The organism is Viridibacillus sp. KH_047 (genome assembly GCF_057838945.1).
Genome location: NZ_CM174479.1, coordinates 3,988,475 through 4,005,769, shown reverse-complemented (window position 1 = coordinate 4,005,769; position 17,295 = coordinate 3,988,475). Strand labels below are relative to the sequence as shown.

The window sequence follows — 17,295 nt, the reverse complement described above, 5'->3', positions numbered from 1 at the left end:
ACCCAACCTCCTTTTAATTGCTCTTCGCTAGACGCTTTTCTAAATAGTTAACGCCATAACTAAGAGGCAGAGTAATAACTAAGTAAAATAAAGCAACGATAATGTAAACATCAAAAACAACATATGTACGAGCTGAAATTAAATCTGCTTGATACATTAGTTCACCAGCAGCAATAACACTTAAAATAGAAGAATTTTTGACGAGATTAATAAATTGATTACCAAGTGGTGGAATTACAATCTTTATTGCTTGAGGTAGTACAACGTAGCGCATTGTTTCGATATAAGTTAGACCTGATGAACGTGCAGCTTCTGTTTGCCCTTTATGTACCGATAAAATCCCAGCACGAACTGCTTCGGCGATAAATGCAGAGGTATAAATAATCAGTGCAATTGTACCCGCTTGAAATCCATCTAACTCTATACCTAGAGTAGGGAATCCGGCATATAAAGTAAATGCAATGATTAATAGCGGAATGTTTCGGAAAAATTCAACATAAATAGTACCAATCCAATTCAAAGACTTAATTGGAGCAATTCGGAATACAGCTAGAAGAGTACCGAATAAAAAACTACCAATCAGCGCTAACAAACTAGTAAGTAGTGTGTTTTTAAATCCTTCAACATACATATCCCAGTTGTTGGTCAATATCGTAAAATCCAGCATAATGAATCACTCCTTTTAATACTTGAGTGTATTATTAAATTTTATGATCTTAATAATGAATAAAGAACGGACAGAATATACCAAATGTCTAAATAAAAGCCCAAAGGTTAACTGCCCGTTAAAAGCTAATTACATTATTTTTTAACAAGTAATTATTAAAGAAATAATTGGTTAATTAGTTCAGTTTAATCCATTGCTTATAAATTTCATCGTAGCGGCCACTATCTTTCATTTCCGTTAGAGCTTTATTGATTGCCTCTACTAATTCAGTATTTCCTTTTTTTACTGCGATTCCATAAGGCTCGTCAGTGAATAAATCTCCTACAACAGTATAGTTACTGTCTTCATCAGCCATACCATAAAGAATCGAGTTATCAGTTGTTAAAGTATCACCTTTACCAGCTTTTAAAGCTGTAAATGCTTCGGCATAGTTTTCGAATTCTAAAACTTGAGCTTCTGGAGCCTTTTCACGAATATTTTGAGTTGAAGTAGAACCTTTTACTGCGATAACTTTTGTCTTTTTATTGATATCATCGATTGATTTGATTGAGCTACCTTTTTTAACAAGTAGAGCTTGACCGGCTTTGAAGTATACATCAGAGAAATCTACTTCTTTTTTACGTTCGTCAGTGATTGTCATAGTCGCAACGATTGCATTAATATCACCATTTTGTAGCATCGGAATACGGGTTTTAGAAGTTACTTCTTTAAACTCCGCTTTAGATGCATCCCCTAAAATGCTTTTTGCAATTTCTTTTGCGATATCGATGTCGAAACCTTCAATATCACCAGTACTTGGATTTTTTAACCCAAATAAATTCGTATCATTTTTTACTCCAAAAACGATTTTGTCATTGTCCTTAATGGTTTGCAGTGCATCTTTACCTTTGTTGTCATTTCCAGTTGACTCATCATCTTTCTTGTCCCCACAAGCGGTTAACATGAATACAGCCATGAAGGCTAAAAGTAAAATCGAAAGTATTCTTTTTTTTCGTTTGAACATATTGACGTCCCCCTAAATTGTATTAGTGATTTAAAATCCGACTGAGGAATAGTTTCGCTCGTTCTTCTTTAGGTTCTTTATAAAACTCAGCTGGATCTGCATCCTCAAGTATTTGACCTTTATCGATGAAAATAATTCGATCGGCTACTTCTCTAGCAAAACCCATTTCATGTGTTACGACAACCATTGTCATACCTTCTTTTGCTAATGATTTCATAACATCTAAAACTTCCCCAATCATTTCAGGGTCAAGTGCAGATGTAGGTTCATCGAATAACATAACTTCAGGATGCATTGCCAATCCTCTTGCAATGGCGACACGCTGTTGCTGACCACCAGAAATCTGTGATGGGAAAGAATTTGCTTTGTCAGGAATACCTACTTTTTTTAGATACGCATGTGCGATCTTTTGTGCTTCTTCTTTAGATTTTCCCAATGCTTTTATAGGAGCTAACGTAATATTGTCTAAAACCGTTTTATGTGGGTATAGGTAAAAATGTTGGAAAACCATTCCGATTTCTCTGCGGAGCTTATTAACATCAGTATTTTTATTGTTTACTTCAATACCGTTAACAGTAAGAGAACCTTCTGAAATAGTCTCTAACCGATTGATACAGCGAAGTAAAGTACTCTTACCAGAGCCAGATGGACCGATAATTACAACTACTTCACCTTTGTTAATTGTCAAATTGATGTCTTTTAAAACCTGAAAATCACCGTAATACTTATTAGCATGTTTAAACTCTATCATTGGACTCCCCCAATCCTAGAAAATCATGAACTTTTAATTCATATAAACATAGATTAATGTTTTATCCACTTTTTAGAATTAATGTAATTTTGTATATCATAACGCATTGTATATTTAATTAGCAACAAGTTGTCAGAAAATACAGTTTAATTAAGGCGCTAATTAGCTCTATAAATATATATTAAAATAATTAAATGGGTACTTAATAACTTAAAAATAGTTAAAAATTATAATATTTTATGTCATTTAAATATATTGAAATAATTTAAAGTGGAAATAAAAAATTATTATTTAACTGGGATGTATTATTCAATAATTTAATACAATTGAAATATAAAACTTGAAGTGTATGAATATATAATCAAGCGAAGCGAGGTATATGAGGATAACGAAAAAACGGAGAGTAAAATTTCACTCTCCGCTTTTTTCGTTAACTTATTCAAAAATTATTTCATTTTTTCAAGTTGTGCATTTAACTCTTGAACACTTTTTACTTCATCTTGAACAGATGTGTTTAATAATTTTTCTTGTCTTTCAAGAGCTGCATTTAGAGTTGATAATTCTTTAGAAACATCAGCATTCTTTTGATCACGTTTCTTTTTCAATGATGCTACTGTGTCAAATAAGTCTTCGTGACCCATAATACGACCTGCACCCCACATTAAACGATCAGCAGGTTGATCTAGTACATAATCTGTGAAGTAATCGAATACCTCTTTGTCAAAATCATAAGTGTACCAGTTGTTATCAATTAACCATAAATAATCATCTAGTGCTTTACCCGCATTACCTTTTTCAAGTGCTTCAATTGCGCCTTGTAAGTTAGGGATATTATTTTGTGCGTGTTCGTGAGGGAAAATTGGTTCGTCTTCCCACGTTAAACGTACGAATTGATCTTGAGCATATTTATAAGTAGCTAACAAACTACTATTTAAAGAGCGACTGTCATCATAAAGTTTTTTCACTTCTTTTTCGTCACCAGCTACTAATGCTTTTGTATAGTCAGCATTAATTTTTTTAACTTGAGCATTAATCTCTTTAGCTGTTTTAGCCGTTTCTTCAATTGCTGCTGTTAATTCATTTGAAGAAACATTTACAGATTTAAAGACATCAGACTTAACAGATTTAGCTAATGCATCTAATCTTGTTGTGAAATCAAGTGGTGTTACAGCTGTTTGGTCATAGTGCATAGCTAGTAAACCATATAAATTCAAATGGAATTCTAAAGCTTGACCGTTATACGTATCTTCATTATCGTACTGTGTATGATAATGTGAATGCATGAATTCGCTATCTTGGAAATCATTTCGTAATGATGGAACACCTGCAATAGAGAATGAAAAATCATCCGACCAAGTACGTAATGGTGATACAACAGAAATACCGTCTTTATATACTCCATCAACTGATGGTACAGACTTCGTGAACTTAGTTAAGAAGTTTTTCAACTCATAATCAGCACGAATTTCATTTGTCGTCGTATGCTCATAAGCTGGAAGCTCGAAGTTCATATCTGCAAATGCTTTACCAACCCATTCAGGATGGATGCGGAAGATCTGATTGTAAGCACCAGTAGACCAGTCGTAACGCGTATTTGAAACGCCCCATTCTTCGGCAGCTAATGCATTAAAGATAATTGTTTTCTCGGGTTTATAGCCACTGTCTACTAAACCTTTCGCTACGCCCATCATAAGACCAATCGCAGCATTATCATCTTGGAAACCATCAAAGTAAGAATCATAATGTGCTGAAAGGATGATATATGATTCTGGATCTTTACCTTCAATTTTCCCATAGTAATTGTAAGTTGGTTGATCAAATTTAACAGTAGATTTGGCATCAAAGTTAACAGTAAGTTTATTGTTATTTGCTTTTAGTGATTTTTTTAACTCTTTAGCGTCATTTTGGGACATCGAGAATGCAGGTGCATCATCAGGTCCACAAATATCCTGTGCATTTAAAGCATCGCCATCTACTTCGCTATAACCTTCACTTTGCACGGCTATAACTGCGGCTGCCCCTTTTAAATGAGCTTGATAGGCAGGATAGTTAACCCACCAATCTTCTCGCTGGTTTACATCTATAAGTACGAGCTTGCCTTTTATATCAAGGTTTTTCAAATCATCTGATGTTCCGCGATTTGCATAAACAACATCAAATTCTTTTGTTCCCTTTGTATCAAAATTAGTTTGATATGCTCCTAAAACGGCTACCTTCTCTTTACCATTAACTGTATTAAATGTCATATCTGCTTTTTCGAATGTCCAGCTATCAACTGTAAATTCATCTTTTGATACGTCGGTAAGCCCAATTTTCTTCATTTCATCTGCAATTTTTTCGCCAGTTTTTAGTTCTGCTTCAGATCCCGCCGAACGATATCCTAGCTTTTCATTTGTTTTAAATTCTTCAAGACTTTTGGCGAAATCAAATGAATAATCAGCACTTACCTTTGATAAATAATTATCGGAGTATTGTTTTACTGCTGCTAAATCATCGTTTTCTTTTACCTCTGTCTTTTTGTCTGCTGGTGTACAAGCCGCAAGTGATGATGCAATTAGAACTGTTGCTATTGCACCACGAAAAAATCTGTTCAATTAACCACATTCCTTTACAATAATTTTTTTCAAGCAGAACTAATTAAACGATAGTTTTAATAAAATAGCAATATTTTTTTGAATTCTTAGAAAGAATATTTTTCGACAAATAGAGGGGACTAGTATCATTAACTTGTATATCGATTTATAAAATATTATTTAAAAATTAATGATCTAGATATATATAAAATAAAAAAATACAAAAAAACCAGCATACGCTGGTTCTAAAGTAATATTGTAATAGTTGTACCTTCATTTAATGCACTAGTTAACTGTAGATCACCGTTGTGAGCGAAAATAATATCCCGAGCAATTGCCATTCCAAGCCCGGTACCGTGTGTATTTTTTGTATTTGATCCACGATAATAACGATCAAATACTTGTTTAATATCTTCAGGTGAAATCCCTCTACCATTATCAATTATCATTATTTGTGTTTTATAAAGGTTAGGCTGTGAATCTTCAACTTGTCCACATTGTGGATAAATATCATCAATTTTTATTGTTACACACACATTTTCATCGTTATGCACAAGTGCATTGTAGATAAAGTTCAAAATGGCCCTTTTTAATAATTTTTTATCCACTTTATGCACGATTTTATTCACATTACTAACAAACTCTACCTGACTTTCTCCAAATTGAGGGTCATTTAACAATTCAATCGTCACTTCGCGTATAAAGCTTACTATATTAATATTTTCAAAATGCAGAGGTAGCTGTTGATTACGTAAACGAGTTGTTAAATTTAAATCATCAAGTAAATCTTTCATATAAATAGATTTTTTTTCAATAATAGTTGAGAATTCTTGTATTTCGTTAACGGTGAGATGATCAGCATCATCCTTCATCAGTTCAGCATATCCTTGAATTGATGCAAGGGGAGTTTTCATATCATGAGATACATTACTAATCCACTCTTCGCGCATTTGATCTAGGCGATTCCGTTCTTTCTCATGTTCACTTAATTTTATTGAAAGCTCATTTACATTGAGAAAAACGTCCTTATACACACCAGTTGGTACGTTTATTTTCTTGAATTGGCGGTTACGTAACTGTCCGATAAAATCAATTAAAATGTGAATTGGTTTCGTTAAATGTCGTGTAAACAACACCCCGATGACCAAAGCAATTAGCACATCTACTATTAAAAATGCTATCAGAAGTAGGTTAATAAATTTGAAAAATTGATCATAATCATAGGTCAAAACATAACGTCCAACCCCATAATTCTTCACACCGATAAAATAATCTAAATCGTCCATTGTACTAATATAAACAGTCGTATTTCTATCAACTTCTTTATATTTGTACATTTGCACGACTTCCGCAGGGGAGTAGCTCGTTGCAAGATTATCTGGCGTTTCAAAAGCTGCAACTTGGTTCCCTTTAGAATCTAAAAACTGCACCCAAGCATTCTTATCTTGCAATGCTTTTACACCTTCATCATTTACAATAGGTAAACCATTTTTAATCTCGACAAATTGAGAGAAGGAACGTGTGAATTCTTCAGCAGATGTATCAGAAGTATTTAAAGCAGGAATAGTTGTTCGATAAAGGAGTAGTCCAACTAATAGAACAGTATTGATGATACCGACTATAATAACAATCATTACAACAGACCATAAAAAGCGCCCAGTTATTCGCCACTTCATTTTATCATCACCCCTTACTGTTCAATTTATAGCCTAGACCTTTAACGGTGATCAAAAAAGTTGGATTAGATGGTGTATCCTCAATCTTTTCACGTAATCGGCGTATATGCACCATGACTGTATTATCTGAACCAAAAAAGTCTTCTCCCCAAACTCTTTCAAAAAGCGTTTCTTTACTTAGGATTTGATTGGGATGATGGATAAAACAATTCATCATGCCAATTTCCTTAGCTGTAAGCTCTATTATTGTGCCATTTTTCTTCAATTCAGTACCGTCCATATTCATTTCAAAAGGCCCGACAGTAATCTTGTTTAAAACTGTTTTTTCCTCCGAAAAGCTTGCTCGTCTAAGTTGTGCTTTCACTCGATAAGCTACTTCTTTAGGGCTAAATGGTTTTGTAATATAATCATCCCCACCAATTGCAAGACCTAATAGCTTATCTACCTCTTCATCCTTTGCGGACATAAATAAGATCGGTACATTTGAGATTTCACGAATTTGTTTGCACAAATCATACCCTTCACCGTCAGGAAGCATAATATCTAGTAGCACTAATTCGGGTTTTGCTTCCTGGAATTTAGCCCAGCCATCCTGAATTGTTCCAGCTGTTATCACATTTGAAAAGCCTTCCTTATGTAATACCGTTTGTAGCAAATTTGCCAAATCCTCTTCATCATCTATTAATAAAATACATTGTGTGTTCATTAGAAAGCCTCCTCCATATAAAACGTCTATATCGTAAGTATACGTCTTCATCATCATTTTTCACTGCATATGACAATTTCAATCACTCACCTAGTATGCTAAAATAACCCAAACTAGACTTAGGGGAAAATTACAAGGAGATGGTTAATTTGATAGAAGTAAAGGGATTGCATACAAATGCCAAAATTTTCTCTAATATCCAGCAGGACAAGGCAGTAGAACAAGTTCAAGAGTTATGCGATCAACCATTTTTACACGATGCGAAAATTCGTATTATGCCGGATTATCATGCTGGTAAAGGTTGTGTCATTGGCACAACTATTGTCTTAAAGGATAAGGTCGTTCCAAACCTTGTAGGGGTTGATGTTGGCTGTGGAGTACATGTGACAAAGATTGCACCAATCGACATCGATTTCCAAAAACTTGATGATACTGTAAAACAATATGTTCCATCAGGCACTAATTTACATGATAACGACAGTATTCGATACGTCACAGACAATTTTCCTAAAGCACAGCAATTTATAGCTTCTCATATTTTGAATGATGAAAGAAGTAAGCTTAGTCTAGGTACATTAGGGGGCGGTAATCATTTCATCGAAGTGTCTCAAGATGAGGATGGCTATTTGTATTTATGCATTCACACAGGGAGCCGTTCAGTAGGTGCTAAAATTGCTACTTACTATCAAAAGTTAGCATATGAAAAGATACAACACCGTGATGTATCTAAAATAGTAACTGCTTTAAAAGAGCAAGGGCGCTTTCAAGAAATTCAATCTGCCCTTAAGCAATATCAAAAAGAAACACCGCTTATTCCAAAGGATCTTGCTTATGTACAAGGTGAAGATTTTCAAAATTACATCCATGATATGAAGCTTGCACAGCAATATGCAAAAGAAAATCGTCAACAAATTGCGCGTTCTATTATTGAACATTTAGATTTTGAAAAATATATCATTGAAGAATTCGATTCTATTCACAACTATATCGATACCGACAATATGATCTTAAGAAAAGGTGCTATTTCTGCCCAAAAAGGGGAACAGCTCATTATCCCTATTAATATGCGTGACGGCTCCATTATCGCCTATGGGCAGGGAAATGAAGATTGGAACTATTCAGCCCCACACGGTGCAGGGCGTATTATGAGCCGTACTCAAGCAAATAAAAATTTAAATCTTGAGGAATATCAAAAAACAATGGCTGGTATTTGGACATCATCAGTTAATAAGGAAACGCTTGATGAAGCGCCAATGGCTTATAAACCAATCGAGGAAATTCTTGAAAATGTCCGTAATACTGTAGATATCAAAACGATCATTAAGCCTGTTTATAACTTTAAAGCAAGTGAGAATGAGTGGCCATCTTATCGCCGAAAGAAACGTTCTAAGTAATTTTTAATCAGAATCGGAACTTGTACTAATGTTACTTCGTATAAAGAGAAGATAGAATAAAATCTCATCATTAGTGGAGGAACAAAATATGTTTAAAAAATTTGCCTCAGATGCACTAGGCCTTTCTGATATTGGGATTGTCGTACCTAAAGAAAATTTCGACAAAACAGAAGCCGACGATTTCGTTCTACACGAATCAGGTGAAGTTATTTACTTCCTAATTAAAACGAAAGCAGACGAATATTGCTTCACAAATAAAGCACTGATTCACGTAGACGGCGAAAATGCGATTAGTAAAAGGCGTCTATTAAAGCGTTATGACTATCAACACAGTACAATCACAGATGTAATGTTAGAAACTGCAGGCACAATCGATTTAGATATCGAAATTAAATTCACTATTAATAATATTCCTATGTCCATCGATATTCACAAAAAATTTGACACAGAAATTAAAGATTTATATAAAGCACTTCATGCAATTTCTGTAGAGATGAAAAATAACACACAATACTTTGAAATTGCTCAAAACAGCTTAACGTATGCAGCAGAATCAATCGGCAAAGTAGAGAGTAATGCAGTAACACCAGCCCAATCATTTGAGCAAATCGCACGCTTCGCTAACGATTGGGTTCTTCAAAGTAAAAAGCAATATGTTAAAGAAGATTACAGAGAAGTATTTGAGTTATATATTAATCACTAATAAAAAAGAAGTTATCCACTCTAGTGGATAACTTTTTTTATAGACTAGTAAAAGCCTTTCTAGCAATATAATTTAAATATTATAACTCCTTAATTATTCACTTAGTTGTAGTAAAGTAAATAAATTAGGAGGGAAACAACGTGTCACAAATTGCATCACCAAAACAAAAATCAAAAACACTATCTTACATTGCAAAAATGAAAGGTAAGGGCCAATCACCGCTGAAAACAAATTGGAAAGATATACTGACGGCTTTAATTGGTTGCTATATCACGATCTTTGTTCTCCTTGAACTAACGAAAATAACTAATACGATATGGTTTATGGCCCCATTTGGTTCCAGTTGCATACTAGCTTTTGCGCTTTGGAACGGACCACTATCACAGCCACGTAATATTATTGGAAGTCATGTATTAACAAGTGCAGTTGGTGTCATTATGCTAAAACTTTTTGGTAACGAACCTTGGGCAATTGCTCTAGCAGTAGCATTAGCTATAGCACTTATTATGATTACTAAGACAACACATCCACCAGCAGGAGCCAATCCCGTTATTATTATGCTGGGAAACTATAGCTGGCATTATATCATTACTCCTGTATTGATAGGTTCACTAATCATTGTTATTTTCGCACTCATAATAAATAACTTGAGAAGCACAAGAAAATATCCATCTTTTTGGTGGTGACAAACTCTACCCAAAATTGGTTAATAATTTTTAGATTAAAACAACTAACTTAGAAGTATCTGTTTTAATTCATAAAATTATTGTTCACAGTGAATCATTTTATAGTTAATGAATTATTTAAATAAATGCAAAAAAAGAGCACCTAACCGAGTGTTAGAAGCTCAAAAACAAGTTTATACTCACATGAAGTTCGAACTTTACCGAATTAAAAAACGATAAAATTACCGAACGAATGAAATTTTATCAAATTTTAGTGATTGAGTCAACCTTTGGATATGTTATATTTTCCAAAAATAATAGAGCTTCTTATTAGGAAGCTCTAACTACATTCACTCATTTTCCTTAGCTTGCTCTGGTTTTTCATAACTAAAAACGGCCACAATAATATATAAAAGTACAAATATAATAATAGAACCCGTCCATGTTACATCAATTCGACTAAAGCTCATTACTAATAAACTTTTAAAAAGGATAGCACAAACAGCAGTTTGTATGGCATAACTAATTACTGCTACCGGTTTTGACCAAGGTAGGTTAAAACTCGCAACGACAAATAAATTTATGAAGTCCACCAAGAACATCATTGCTGCAATCAATAATATAAACCATCCGTAATATAATCCATTTCTATACCATTGTTCGAAAATTTGTATAGATGCTAAATCATACTTAGCCAATAAATTATACAAACCAAAAAATCCGAAGAGCGGTACAGTCACTACTAAAAAAAGTCCAAGAATTAATATCATTATCAAAATCAGAAGTGCTGACCATCCAGATACACGGATATTTATTTTTTTATTTTTAAACATAAAACCCTTCTTCACCTACTCATGACGCAACTTATGCGCCTCTCTTTAACCCCAAATTAATACTCTCTATTCATGTCATACCTTTCATTATAAATCAGGAATGCTTACAATGCACCTGAATGCTATATCAGAGTACTAGAAGATAATAGAAAGTGGCTAGTGAACGATGGCAGAGCAAAGAAGTAAAAGAAATATTAGCTGCTTATTAAAAAAATCTTCATCCACGCATTCTTTTATACGTTTGAATAAAATGAGTTGGATCCACTTCGATTTCGAACATGAATACCCCTTGGTTTGTATGCAAATAAAATAATCCAGACCCGCTAGAGAAAGGTTTATATGACATGTCATGAACATGTTCTAATTTAAAGACGTTTTTAGCAGTTGAAACTGAATCAGCATACAAGTGTATGTGGTGAGTAGTACGTTGTGTTGTTTGTTCAAACCAACCCGTAATCCGTTCAACTAAATGATATTTGATGGCGCATATAGCTGCGTTATTTTGTTTAGTCATGACGATACCTCCAATCATAAGATGCCCATGATAGAAAATCTATACGCATATCTTAACAGTTTTCTAATAAAAGAATGTTATTTGAACCCTCAAATTTAATGAATTCATAATGTATTTTAATAACTCCGAGATGATATAACATCTAAATAAATAGTATTGTGGAACAATTCTTGACTGGAAATGGTTGTAACACTACAATGAGTAATGTGAGGTGATCAAGTCATGAGGATTCGAAAATTCAAAATGAACGAAAGTGGGTTGAATCGCTTTTTTGGCCCTCTAGAAGCCAAAATTATGGACATTTTATGGAACGATGTAGAAATGACCATCAAAGATGTTCAACAAGTGCTTGAACAAGAAAAGTTGACGAATTTTAACACAGTCATGACAGTCATGAATCGATTAGTTGACAAGGGAATTCTTCAAAAGAGAACTGAAGGTAGATCGTCTTTATATAAGCCAGTACTCTCGAGAGAAGACTTTTTGAATACACAATCTAAAGAAATGACTAATGAGCTAATGGACGAGTTTGGTAATGTTGTAGTTAGCCATATGCTCGATGCATTAGAAGATGTCGATGATGATCTCGTAGCTATGCTTGAGAAAAAAATTAAAGAACTGAAAAAGGATACGTAATGTATGTACAAACGTCACTCGTCTATCACCCTCATCGTATCGCTCTTTATTTCGGGAACTATTTTTTTAGAAATGGGTTTATATTTTGTTGCAAAGATAGCTGGTTGGACTGTTCAATACAATCTTGTAGTCGTCTGTCATAGCTGGATGAGAATGATCGGATTGTCTTCACTGGACTATATACTTGATGTACTTGTCGGCTATACACTAATTTTGACTATATGGAAAATAGGATCTCAATTCTATCATGCTATTCGTATGAAAAAGAGATTTAGGCAATATAGAGAGAATATGCTTACGCTCAATATGAATTGTACATATAGCCAAGGTAAAGAGGTGCTACTTGTCATTTCGCATCCTACACCATTAGCACTTACGATGGGATTTATAAAACCCAAGATCGTCTTATCAACAGGTTTGATGAATCTGATATCTGACGAAGAGTTAGAAGCTGTTATTTCACATGAGATGTACCATAAGGAAAATCGAGATCCACTTAAGATATTTTTAATGGAACTCTGTTCATCTACAATGTGGTATATTCCGATTTTAGATTGGTGTAATCAGAAATATAAAATCATGAAAGAATTGCTAGCAGATGAATATGCCATTAAAAAACAACAGACATCTGTGCACTTGGGTAGTGCCTTGTTGAAAATGTTAAAAGTAAGTAAGTATGAAAATATGCCTTTTTCTTATGCATCATTTGCAGATACATCTGTTAATTATCGAATAGGCTTTATTTTAGACCCGCTAAGAGAAATTCAATGGAATTTACCAGTGAGAATGTTATTAATCTCTTTAGCGATTTTTAGTTTTATTTGTTCTTTATTTATTTACGCCTTGGCGTAAATTTTTTACCCCAATACACTACGCAATGTAGTCTCGATTAGGAGTGCTTATTAATGTCTAAGAAAATATTTTGGTTTGTAGGAATAGTAGTAGTTTGTATCGTAGGTATTATTTTTTTAACGAAATCTACTGAAAAATCGGCAGAAATTGATTATAAAGGGCAACCGTTTTTAGGTGAAGCATCTGCACCTGTGGATATTGTTGAATTTGGTGATTATAAATGTCCAAGTTGTAAAGATTTCAATGATCGAATGTTTCCTATTATTAATAAAGACTTTATTGAAACAGGGAAAGCCAAGTTTTACTTTGTGAATTATTCTTTTATTAATATTGATTCGAATCGCTCAGCTCAATTTGCTGAAACAGTCTATAAAGAGCTGGGAAATGAGAAGTTTTGGGCTTTCCATGAGCTACTGTTCAGTAAACAACCAACAGATTTATCTTATGAAAAAGTAGATTTATATACTGAGGATTTCTTAGAAGAAGCATTAGCGGAAATAGCCACTGAGAAAGAAACAAAAAAGGTAATGAAAGCTTTTGGTGAAAATGCTGGGCAAGAAGCATGGGATAAAGATATGCAAATGGCAAAAAATCTCGGTGTCCAATCAACACCAACTATCTATATTGATGGCAAGCAATTCATTGGAGATACATACGATGATTTTGTGAAAATGGTAGAAGAGGCGACGGCTAATGGTAAATAAAGCGCTCCTTTTTGGCTGGATAACGTCGGTTATAGCCATGATGGGTAGTTTGTTTTTTAGTGAACAAATGGGTTTTATCCCATGTACACTTTGTTGGTATCAGCGTATATTAATGTACCCACTTGTCTTTTTCTTAGGGATGGCATTTTATAGAAACGATAAAGGTATTTATAAATATGTGATTCCGATGTCGGCTTTTGGAATGCTTCTTTCTGGCTATCATTATGCATTACAAAAGATACCATCAATGCATGAGTTCAGTACGTGTACTAGTGGCGTACCATGCTCGGGGCAATATATAAATTGGCTTGGTTTCGTAACGATTCCATTTTTATCTTTTATCGCTTTTACATTGATTACAATATCGATGTTAGTACTGTGGAAACGTAAATAAGTGAAATAGAAAGCGCCCACCTCCTACTTAGGGGTGGACCTTTTTATGATTTAAATAAAGAATGAATAATCTTCAGGTAGCACACGTTTTAAAAATTTCTTCGTACGTTCTTCTTTAGGTTTGACGAAAATTTCATGAGGATTACCTTCCTCAACGACAACGCCACCATCCATAAAGATAACGCGGTTAGCTACATCTTTAGCAAAGGACATCTCATGGGTAACTACAAGCATTGTTGTACCTTCATTGGCGATATTCTTCATAACAGCTAGTACTTCTCCAACTAGCTCTGGATCTAGTGCAGATGTAGGTTCATCAAAAAGAATAATATCGGGATTCAAAGCAACTGCACGTGCAATACCGACTCGTTGTTGTTGACCACCTGACAGTTGACTTGGATAAGCATCGTATTTGTCGGTAAGACCCACTTTACTTAAAGCTTTTTTACCAATTTCAATAGCTTCTTTTTTTGGCACTTTACGTCCAATAATAAGGCCTTCTATGACGTTTTCAAGTGCAGTTTTATTGTTAAATAGATTGTAGTTTTGAAAGACAAATGCAATTTTCTGGCGTATAGCATGAATGTCTTTTTTCTTGGCATCATGTAAATCTACATCAATCTCTCCGAAAGTGGCATGACCTTGATCGGCCATTTCTAAAAAGTTAAGGCAACGGAGTAAAGTCGTTTTACCGGATCCACTAGGACCTAAGATGACGACAACATCCCCCTTATCAATGGATAAGTCGACACCTTTTAATATTTCATGATTGCCAAAAGATTTATGCACATTTTTTATACTTAACATATCATCACACCCCAGTTTTAAGAGTTTGCTAATTTATATTTCCGTAAGTGTTTTTCATACAATTTGAAGCCGTATTCGACAACACTACATAAGATTAAGTACACGATGAATATATCTATATATGCTTCAACATAGTTGTATCCTAAGTTTGCAGCGACCTTAGCTTTCAATGTGATTTCCTGTAAAGACATTGCATAACCAAGGGAAGTAGCTTTGATGAGGTTGACGGTTGCTGTACAAATATTCGGTAGTGCTACCACAAGTGCTTGTGGAATGATGATGCGTCGGTATGCTTGATAAGTTGTTAAACCAACCGAATGTGCAGCTTCTAATTGCCCTTTGTTGACTGTACTTAGTGCAGAACGAAATACCTCGATCAAAATGGCAGTAGTGCTAAATGAAAAGACGATAAAGGCGTACCAAATTGGATGGATTTTATAGACATCAACAGCAATATCATATTTTTTAAATAGTGCTGTTAAAATTAATGGAACACTACTATAGACGATGAAAATTTGAATAATAATAGGCGTACCTCGTACAAAAGATACGTACACTTGAGCTAAACGATGTATAAAAGGTATTCGATAAATACGTGTTAAAGCGAGTGAAAACGCAAGAGGTATGGCAATCAGTAAAGAAACAATAGTCACAAGTAGGGCCACTGGTACGCCAGACAATGCGACGAAAAATGTATCAATCAAAAATTTATAATTTAATCCTTCAGACATGTGCGTACCTCCTTATGTCGCTTCCAACGTTTTTTTACCTTTACTAAAGAATTTTTCAAGAATTGAGAAGACTTTTTCGATGATCAATGACAATACCCAGTAGATGATTGCTAAAGCAATAAAAATTTCGAGAGCATGTGCATTTATATTGCTGGCGATAATGAGATTAGCTTTTCCAACGACATCGATAAGCCCAATAGTATAAGCAAGTGCACCTTCTTGTAATAAGGCAATCATACCGTTACCAAGATTGGGGAGTGCTACAACTAAAGCTTGTGGAAAAATAATACGACGATAGGCTTGAAAAGGTGTTAGGCCGACACTAACAGCGGCTTCGTATTGGCCATTGTCAATTGAACCATAAGAAGAACGAATTACTTCGGACATTATGGCTGCAAATTGTAGTGTGAAAGTTACGATAACAAATATGGCCGTATCAATATCGTGCAAATTAAGGCCGAAATTTTCAGCTAGTGCAGGTACACCATAATAAACGAGAAATAGTAACACGATTGAAGGTGTACAACGCATGATAGTTGTATAGCCGTTTGCAAGTTTTTGAGCAATTCTACTGCTGCTCAATTTGGCTATCGCAAGTAGTAAACCAAAAAAGGAACCTAGTAAAATGGACAGTCCTGCTATCATAAATGTCACCTTTAGAAAAGGGAGTAAAATAGGGAGTGACTCCCAGATATAAGATGCATCAAAATATTTTTCCATATGCTCACCATTTTCGTTTTGTATTGGAAAGGCTGTTGAGTTTAATGACTCAACAGCCTAAGGACGTTACGTATGCATAAGCAATTAACGTTCCACTTGCTCAAGTACTTCAAATAAATCACGATCGTAGAATTTTTTGCTTAGTTCATTTGTTTTTTGTTGTTCTTTAATTTGTTTTATAGCTTTGTCATATGCGTTTGCAAATTTCTGTTCTTTTTTGTTGTATAGTGGCCATGTTTTAATTACAGCAAATTCGTTGTACACAATGTCATTTGCTAATTTGTGATAAGCGCCGTTTTTGGCTGTAACTTGCTGGTTAAAAGGACCTTCGATCATTACACCGCCATCTACTCGGCCTTCATTGACCCATTGAACAATATCGATAGTGAAAGCATCTCCAGCTTTTAGTTTTACTTTGTTATCTGGATTTTTTTTGTTGTATTCATCGATGACTGTATATTGAGCATTATTTGCGGCAATTGGTGCTAGAGAGTAGCCTGCTGATGCAAAGTCTTTTAGCGATTTAATATTTTCATCCTCTTTACGTAAAACTAAACCTGCACTACTTAAGCCAAGAAACTCTTTAGGGTAGATGAATTTTTCTGTACGCTCTTCTGTGAAGAAGGCGTTTTTGACACCGACTTGGTATTTACCTTGTTCGACACCAATTAATAAGTCGTCACTAGTCGTGCCTACATATTCAAATTTATAGTCTGGTAATAATCCATCCACTAGCTTCATCACTTCTACATCGTATCCAGTTGGATTACCTTGGTCGTCAATATATGAAATCGGCTTACTCGCTTGGTCAAAGGCAACTTTCACCGTACGTACTTTTGATGAATCTCCTTTATCTTTAGAATCAGATGCTTCACTTGTAGAGCAACCAGCTAAAATTGCTATTGAAGTAATACCGACTGCGGCAAATTTTAATAGTTTTTTACTGAACATATCTTAAAACCCCTTT

At 34.4% G+C, this 17,295-nt stretch carries 19 protein-coding genes; 7 read left to right on the top strand and 12 right to left on the bottom strand.

What is annotated here, in order from left to right:
• Positions 1-13: 13 nt before the first annotated feature.
• The 6 genes from AC3IS5_RS19580 to AC3IS5_RS19555 all read right to left on the bottom strand — a co-directional run bounded on the left by AC3IS5_RS19580 (position 14) and on the right by AC3IS5_RS19555 (position 7,376).
• The gene (locus AC3IS5_RS19580; RefSeq protein WP_489425892.1) at positions 14-667 is read right to left on the bottom strand and encodes an amino acid ABC transporter permease; all 654 of its coding nucleotides are present in this window, start codon (positions 665-667) and stop codon (positions 14-16) included.
• A gap of 175 nt (positions 668-842) precedes the next feature.
• Positions 843-1,670, bottom strand: coding sequence for a transporter substrate-binding domain-containing protein (locus AC3IS5_RS19575; protein ID WP_489425891.1), 828 nt, complete (start codon positions 1,668-1,670; stop codon positions 843-845).
• A gap of 22 nt (positions 1,671-1,692) precedes the next feature.
• Entirely contained in the window at positions 1,693-2,421 is a 729-nt protein-coding gene (locus tag AC3IS5_RS19570) for an amino acid ABC transporter ATP-binding protein (protein WP_489425890.1), read from the bottom strand.
• 446 nt (positions 2,422-2,867) lie between these two features.
• On the bottom strand, positions 2,868-5,015 hold the full coding sequence (locus tag AC3IS5_RS19565; protein ID WP_489425889.1) for a M28 family peptidase: 2,148 nt from the start codon (positions 5,013-5,015) through the stop codon (positions 2,868-2,870).
• Between the two features lie 224 nt (positions 5,016-5,239).
• Positions 5,240-6,670 (bottom strand): sensor histidine kinase, encoded by a 1,431-nt coding sequence (locus tag AC3IS5_RS19560; RefSeq protein ID WP_489425888.1) that lies wholly within the window; start codon positions 6,668-6,670, stop codon positions 5,240-5,242.
• Between the two features lie 7 nt (positions 6,671-6,677).
• A complete protein-coding gene (locus AC3IS5_RS19555) occupies positions 6,678-7,376 on the bottom strand; it encodes a response regulator transcription factor (RefSeq protein ID WP_489425887.1) in 699 nt (232 codons plus the stop codon).
• A 149-nt stretch (positions 7,377-7,525) separates the two neighbouring features.
• Here AC3IS5_RS19555 and AC3IS5_RS19550 point away from each other — a divergent pair, with 149 nt between their 5' ends.
• The 3 genes from AC3IS5_RS19550 to AC3IS5_RS19540 all read left to right on the top strand — a co-directional run bounded on the left by AC3IS5_RS19550 (position 7,526) and on the right by AC3IS5_RS19540 (position 10,159).
• Positions 7,526-8,770, top strand: coding sequence for an RtcB family protein (locus AC3IS5_RS19550; RefSeq protein WP_489425886.1), 1,245 nt, complete (start codon positions 7,526-7,528; stop codon positions 8,768-8,770).
• 88 nt (positions 8,771-8,858) lie between these two features.
• The gene (locus tag AC3IS5_RS19545; protein ID WP_489425885.1) at positions 8,859-9,473 is read left to right on the top strand and encodes a PH domain-containing protein; all 615 of its coding nucleotides are present in this window, start codon (positions 8,859-8,861) and stop codon (positions 9,471-9,473) included.
• A gap of 140 nt (positions 9,474-9,613) precedes the next feature.
• Positions 9,614-10,159, top strand: coding sequence for an HPP family protein (locus tag AC3IS5_RS19540; RefSeq protein ID WP_489425884.1), 546 nt, complete (start codon positions 9,614-9,616; stop codon positions 10,157-10,159).
• 329 nt (positions 10,160-10,488) lie between these two features.
• Here AC3IS5_RS19540 and AC3IS5_RS19535 read toward each other — a convergent pair whose 3' ends face one another.
• On the bottom strand, positions 10,489-10,971 hold the full coding sequence (locus tag AC3IS5_RS19535; RefSeq protein ID WP_489425883.1) for a hypothetical protein: 483 nt from the start codon (positions 10,969-10,971) through the stop codon (positions 10,489-10,491).
• A 217-nt stretch (positions 10,972-11,188) separates the two neighbouring features.
• Complete coding sequence (locus AC3IS5_RS19530; protein ID WP_489425882.1) at positions 11,189-11,485, bottom strand: hypothetical protein; 297 nt, start codon at positions 11,483-11,485, stop codon at positions 11,189-11,191.
• Positions 11,486-11,707: 222 nt separating this feature from the next.
• On the opposite strand from AC3IS5_RS19530, the gene AC3IS5_RS19525 reads away from it, so the two are divergent.
• The 4 genes from AC3IS5_RS19525 to AC3IS5_RS19510 are packed head-to-tail and all read left to right on the top strand — an operon-like array spanning position 11,708 to position 14,071.
• Entirely contained in the window at positions 11,708-12,121 is a 414-nt protein-coding gene (locus AC3IS5_RS19525; RefSeq protein ID WP_489425881.1) for a BlaI/MecI/CopY family transcriptional regulator, read from the top strand.
• A gap of 3 nt (positions 12,122-12,124) precedes the next feature.
• Positions 12,125-12,973 carry a M56 family metallopeptidase gene (locus tag AC3IS5_RS19520; protein ID WP_489425880.1) on the top strand — a complete coding sequence of 283 codons (849 nt, stop codon included), beginning with the start codon at positions 12,125-12,127 and terminating at the stop codon, positions 12,971-12,973.
• A 53-nt stretch (positions 12,974-13,026) separates the two neighbouring features.
• A complete protein-coding gene (locus AC3IS5_RS19515; protein ID WP_489425879.1) occupies positions 13,027-13,677 on the top strand; it encodes a DsbA family protein in 651 nt (216 codons plus the stop codon).
• The gene (locus tag AC3IS5_RS19510) at positions 13,667-14,071 is read left to right on the top strand and encodes a disulfide oxidoreductase (protein ID WP_489425878.1); all 405 of its coding nucleotides are present in this window, start codon (positions 13,667-13,669) and stop codon (positions 14,069-14,071) included. The genes AC3IS5_RS19515 and AC3IS5_RS19510 overlap by 11 nt, the downstream gene beginning before the upstream one ends.
• Before the next feature lie 50 nt (positions 14,072-14,121).
• Here AC3IS5_RS19510 and AC3IS5_RS19505 read toward each other — a convergent pair whose 3' ends face one another.
• The 4 genes from AC3IS5_RS19505 to AC3IS5_RS19490 all read right to left on the bottom strand — a co-directional run bounded on the left by AC3IS5_RS19505 (position 14,122) and on the right by AC3IS5_RS19490 (position 17,279).
• Positions 14,122-14,877, bottom strand: a complete 756-nt coding sequence (locus AC3IS5_RS19505; protein ID WP_489425877.1) for an amino acid ABC transporter ATP-binding protein — start codon at positions 14,875-14,877, stop codon at positions 14,122-14,124.
• A 17-nt stretch (positions 14,878-14,894) separates the two neighbouring features.
• Entirely contained in the window at positions 14,895-15,608 is a 714-nt protein-coding gene (locus AC3IS5_RS19500) for an amino acid ABC transporter permease (RefSeq protein WP_489425876.1), read from the bottom strand.
• Positions 15,609-15,620: 12 nt separating this feature from the next.
• Positions 15,621-16,328 (bottom strand): amino acid ABC transporter permease, encoded by a 708-nt coding sequence (locus tag AC3IS5_RS19495; protein ID WP_489425875.1) that lies wholly within the window; start codon positions 16,326-16,328, stop codon positions 15,621-15,623.
• An 84-nt stretch (positions 16,329-16,412) separates the two neighbouring features.
• Positions 16,413-17,279 (bottom strand): transporter substrate-binding domain-containing protein, encoded by an 867-nt coding sequence (locus AC3IS5_RS19490; RefSeq protein ID WP_489425874.1) that lies wholly within the window; start codon positions 17,277-17,279, stop codon positions 16,413-16,415.
• Positions 17,280-17,295 lie beyond the last annotated feature (16 nt).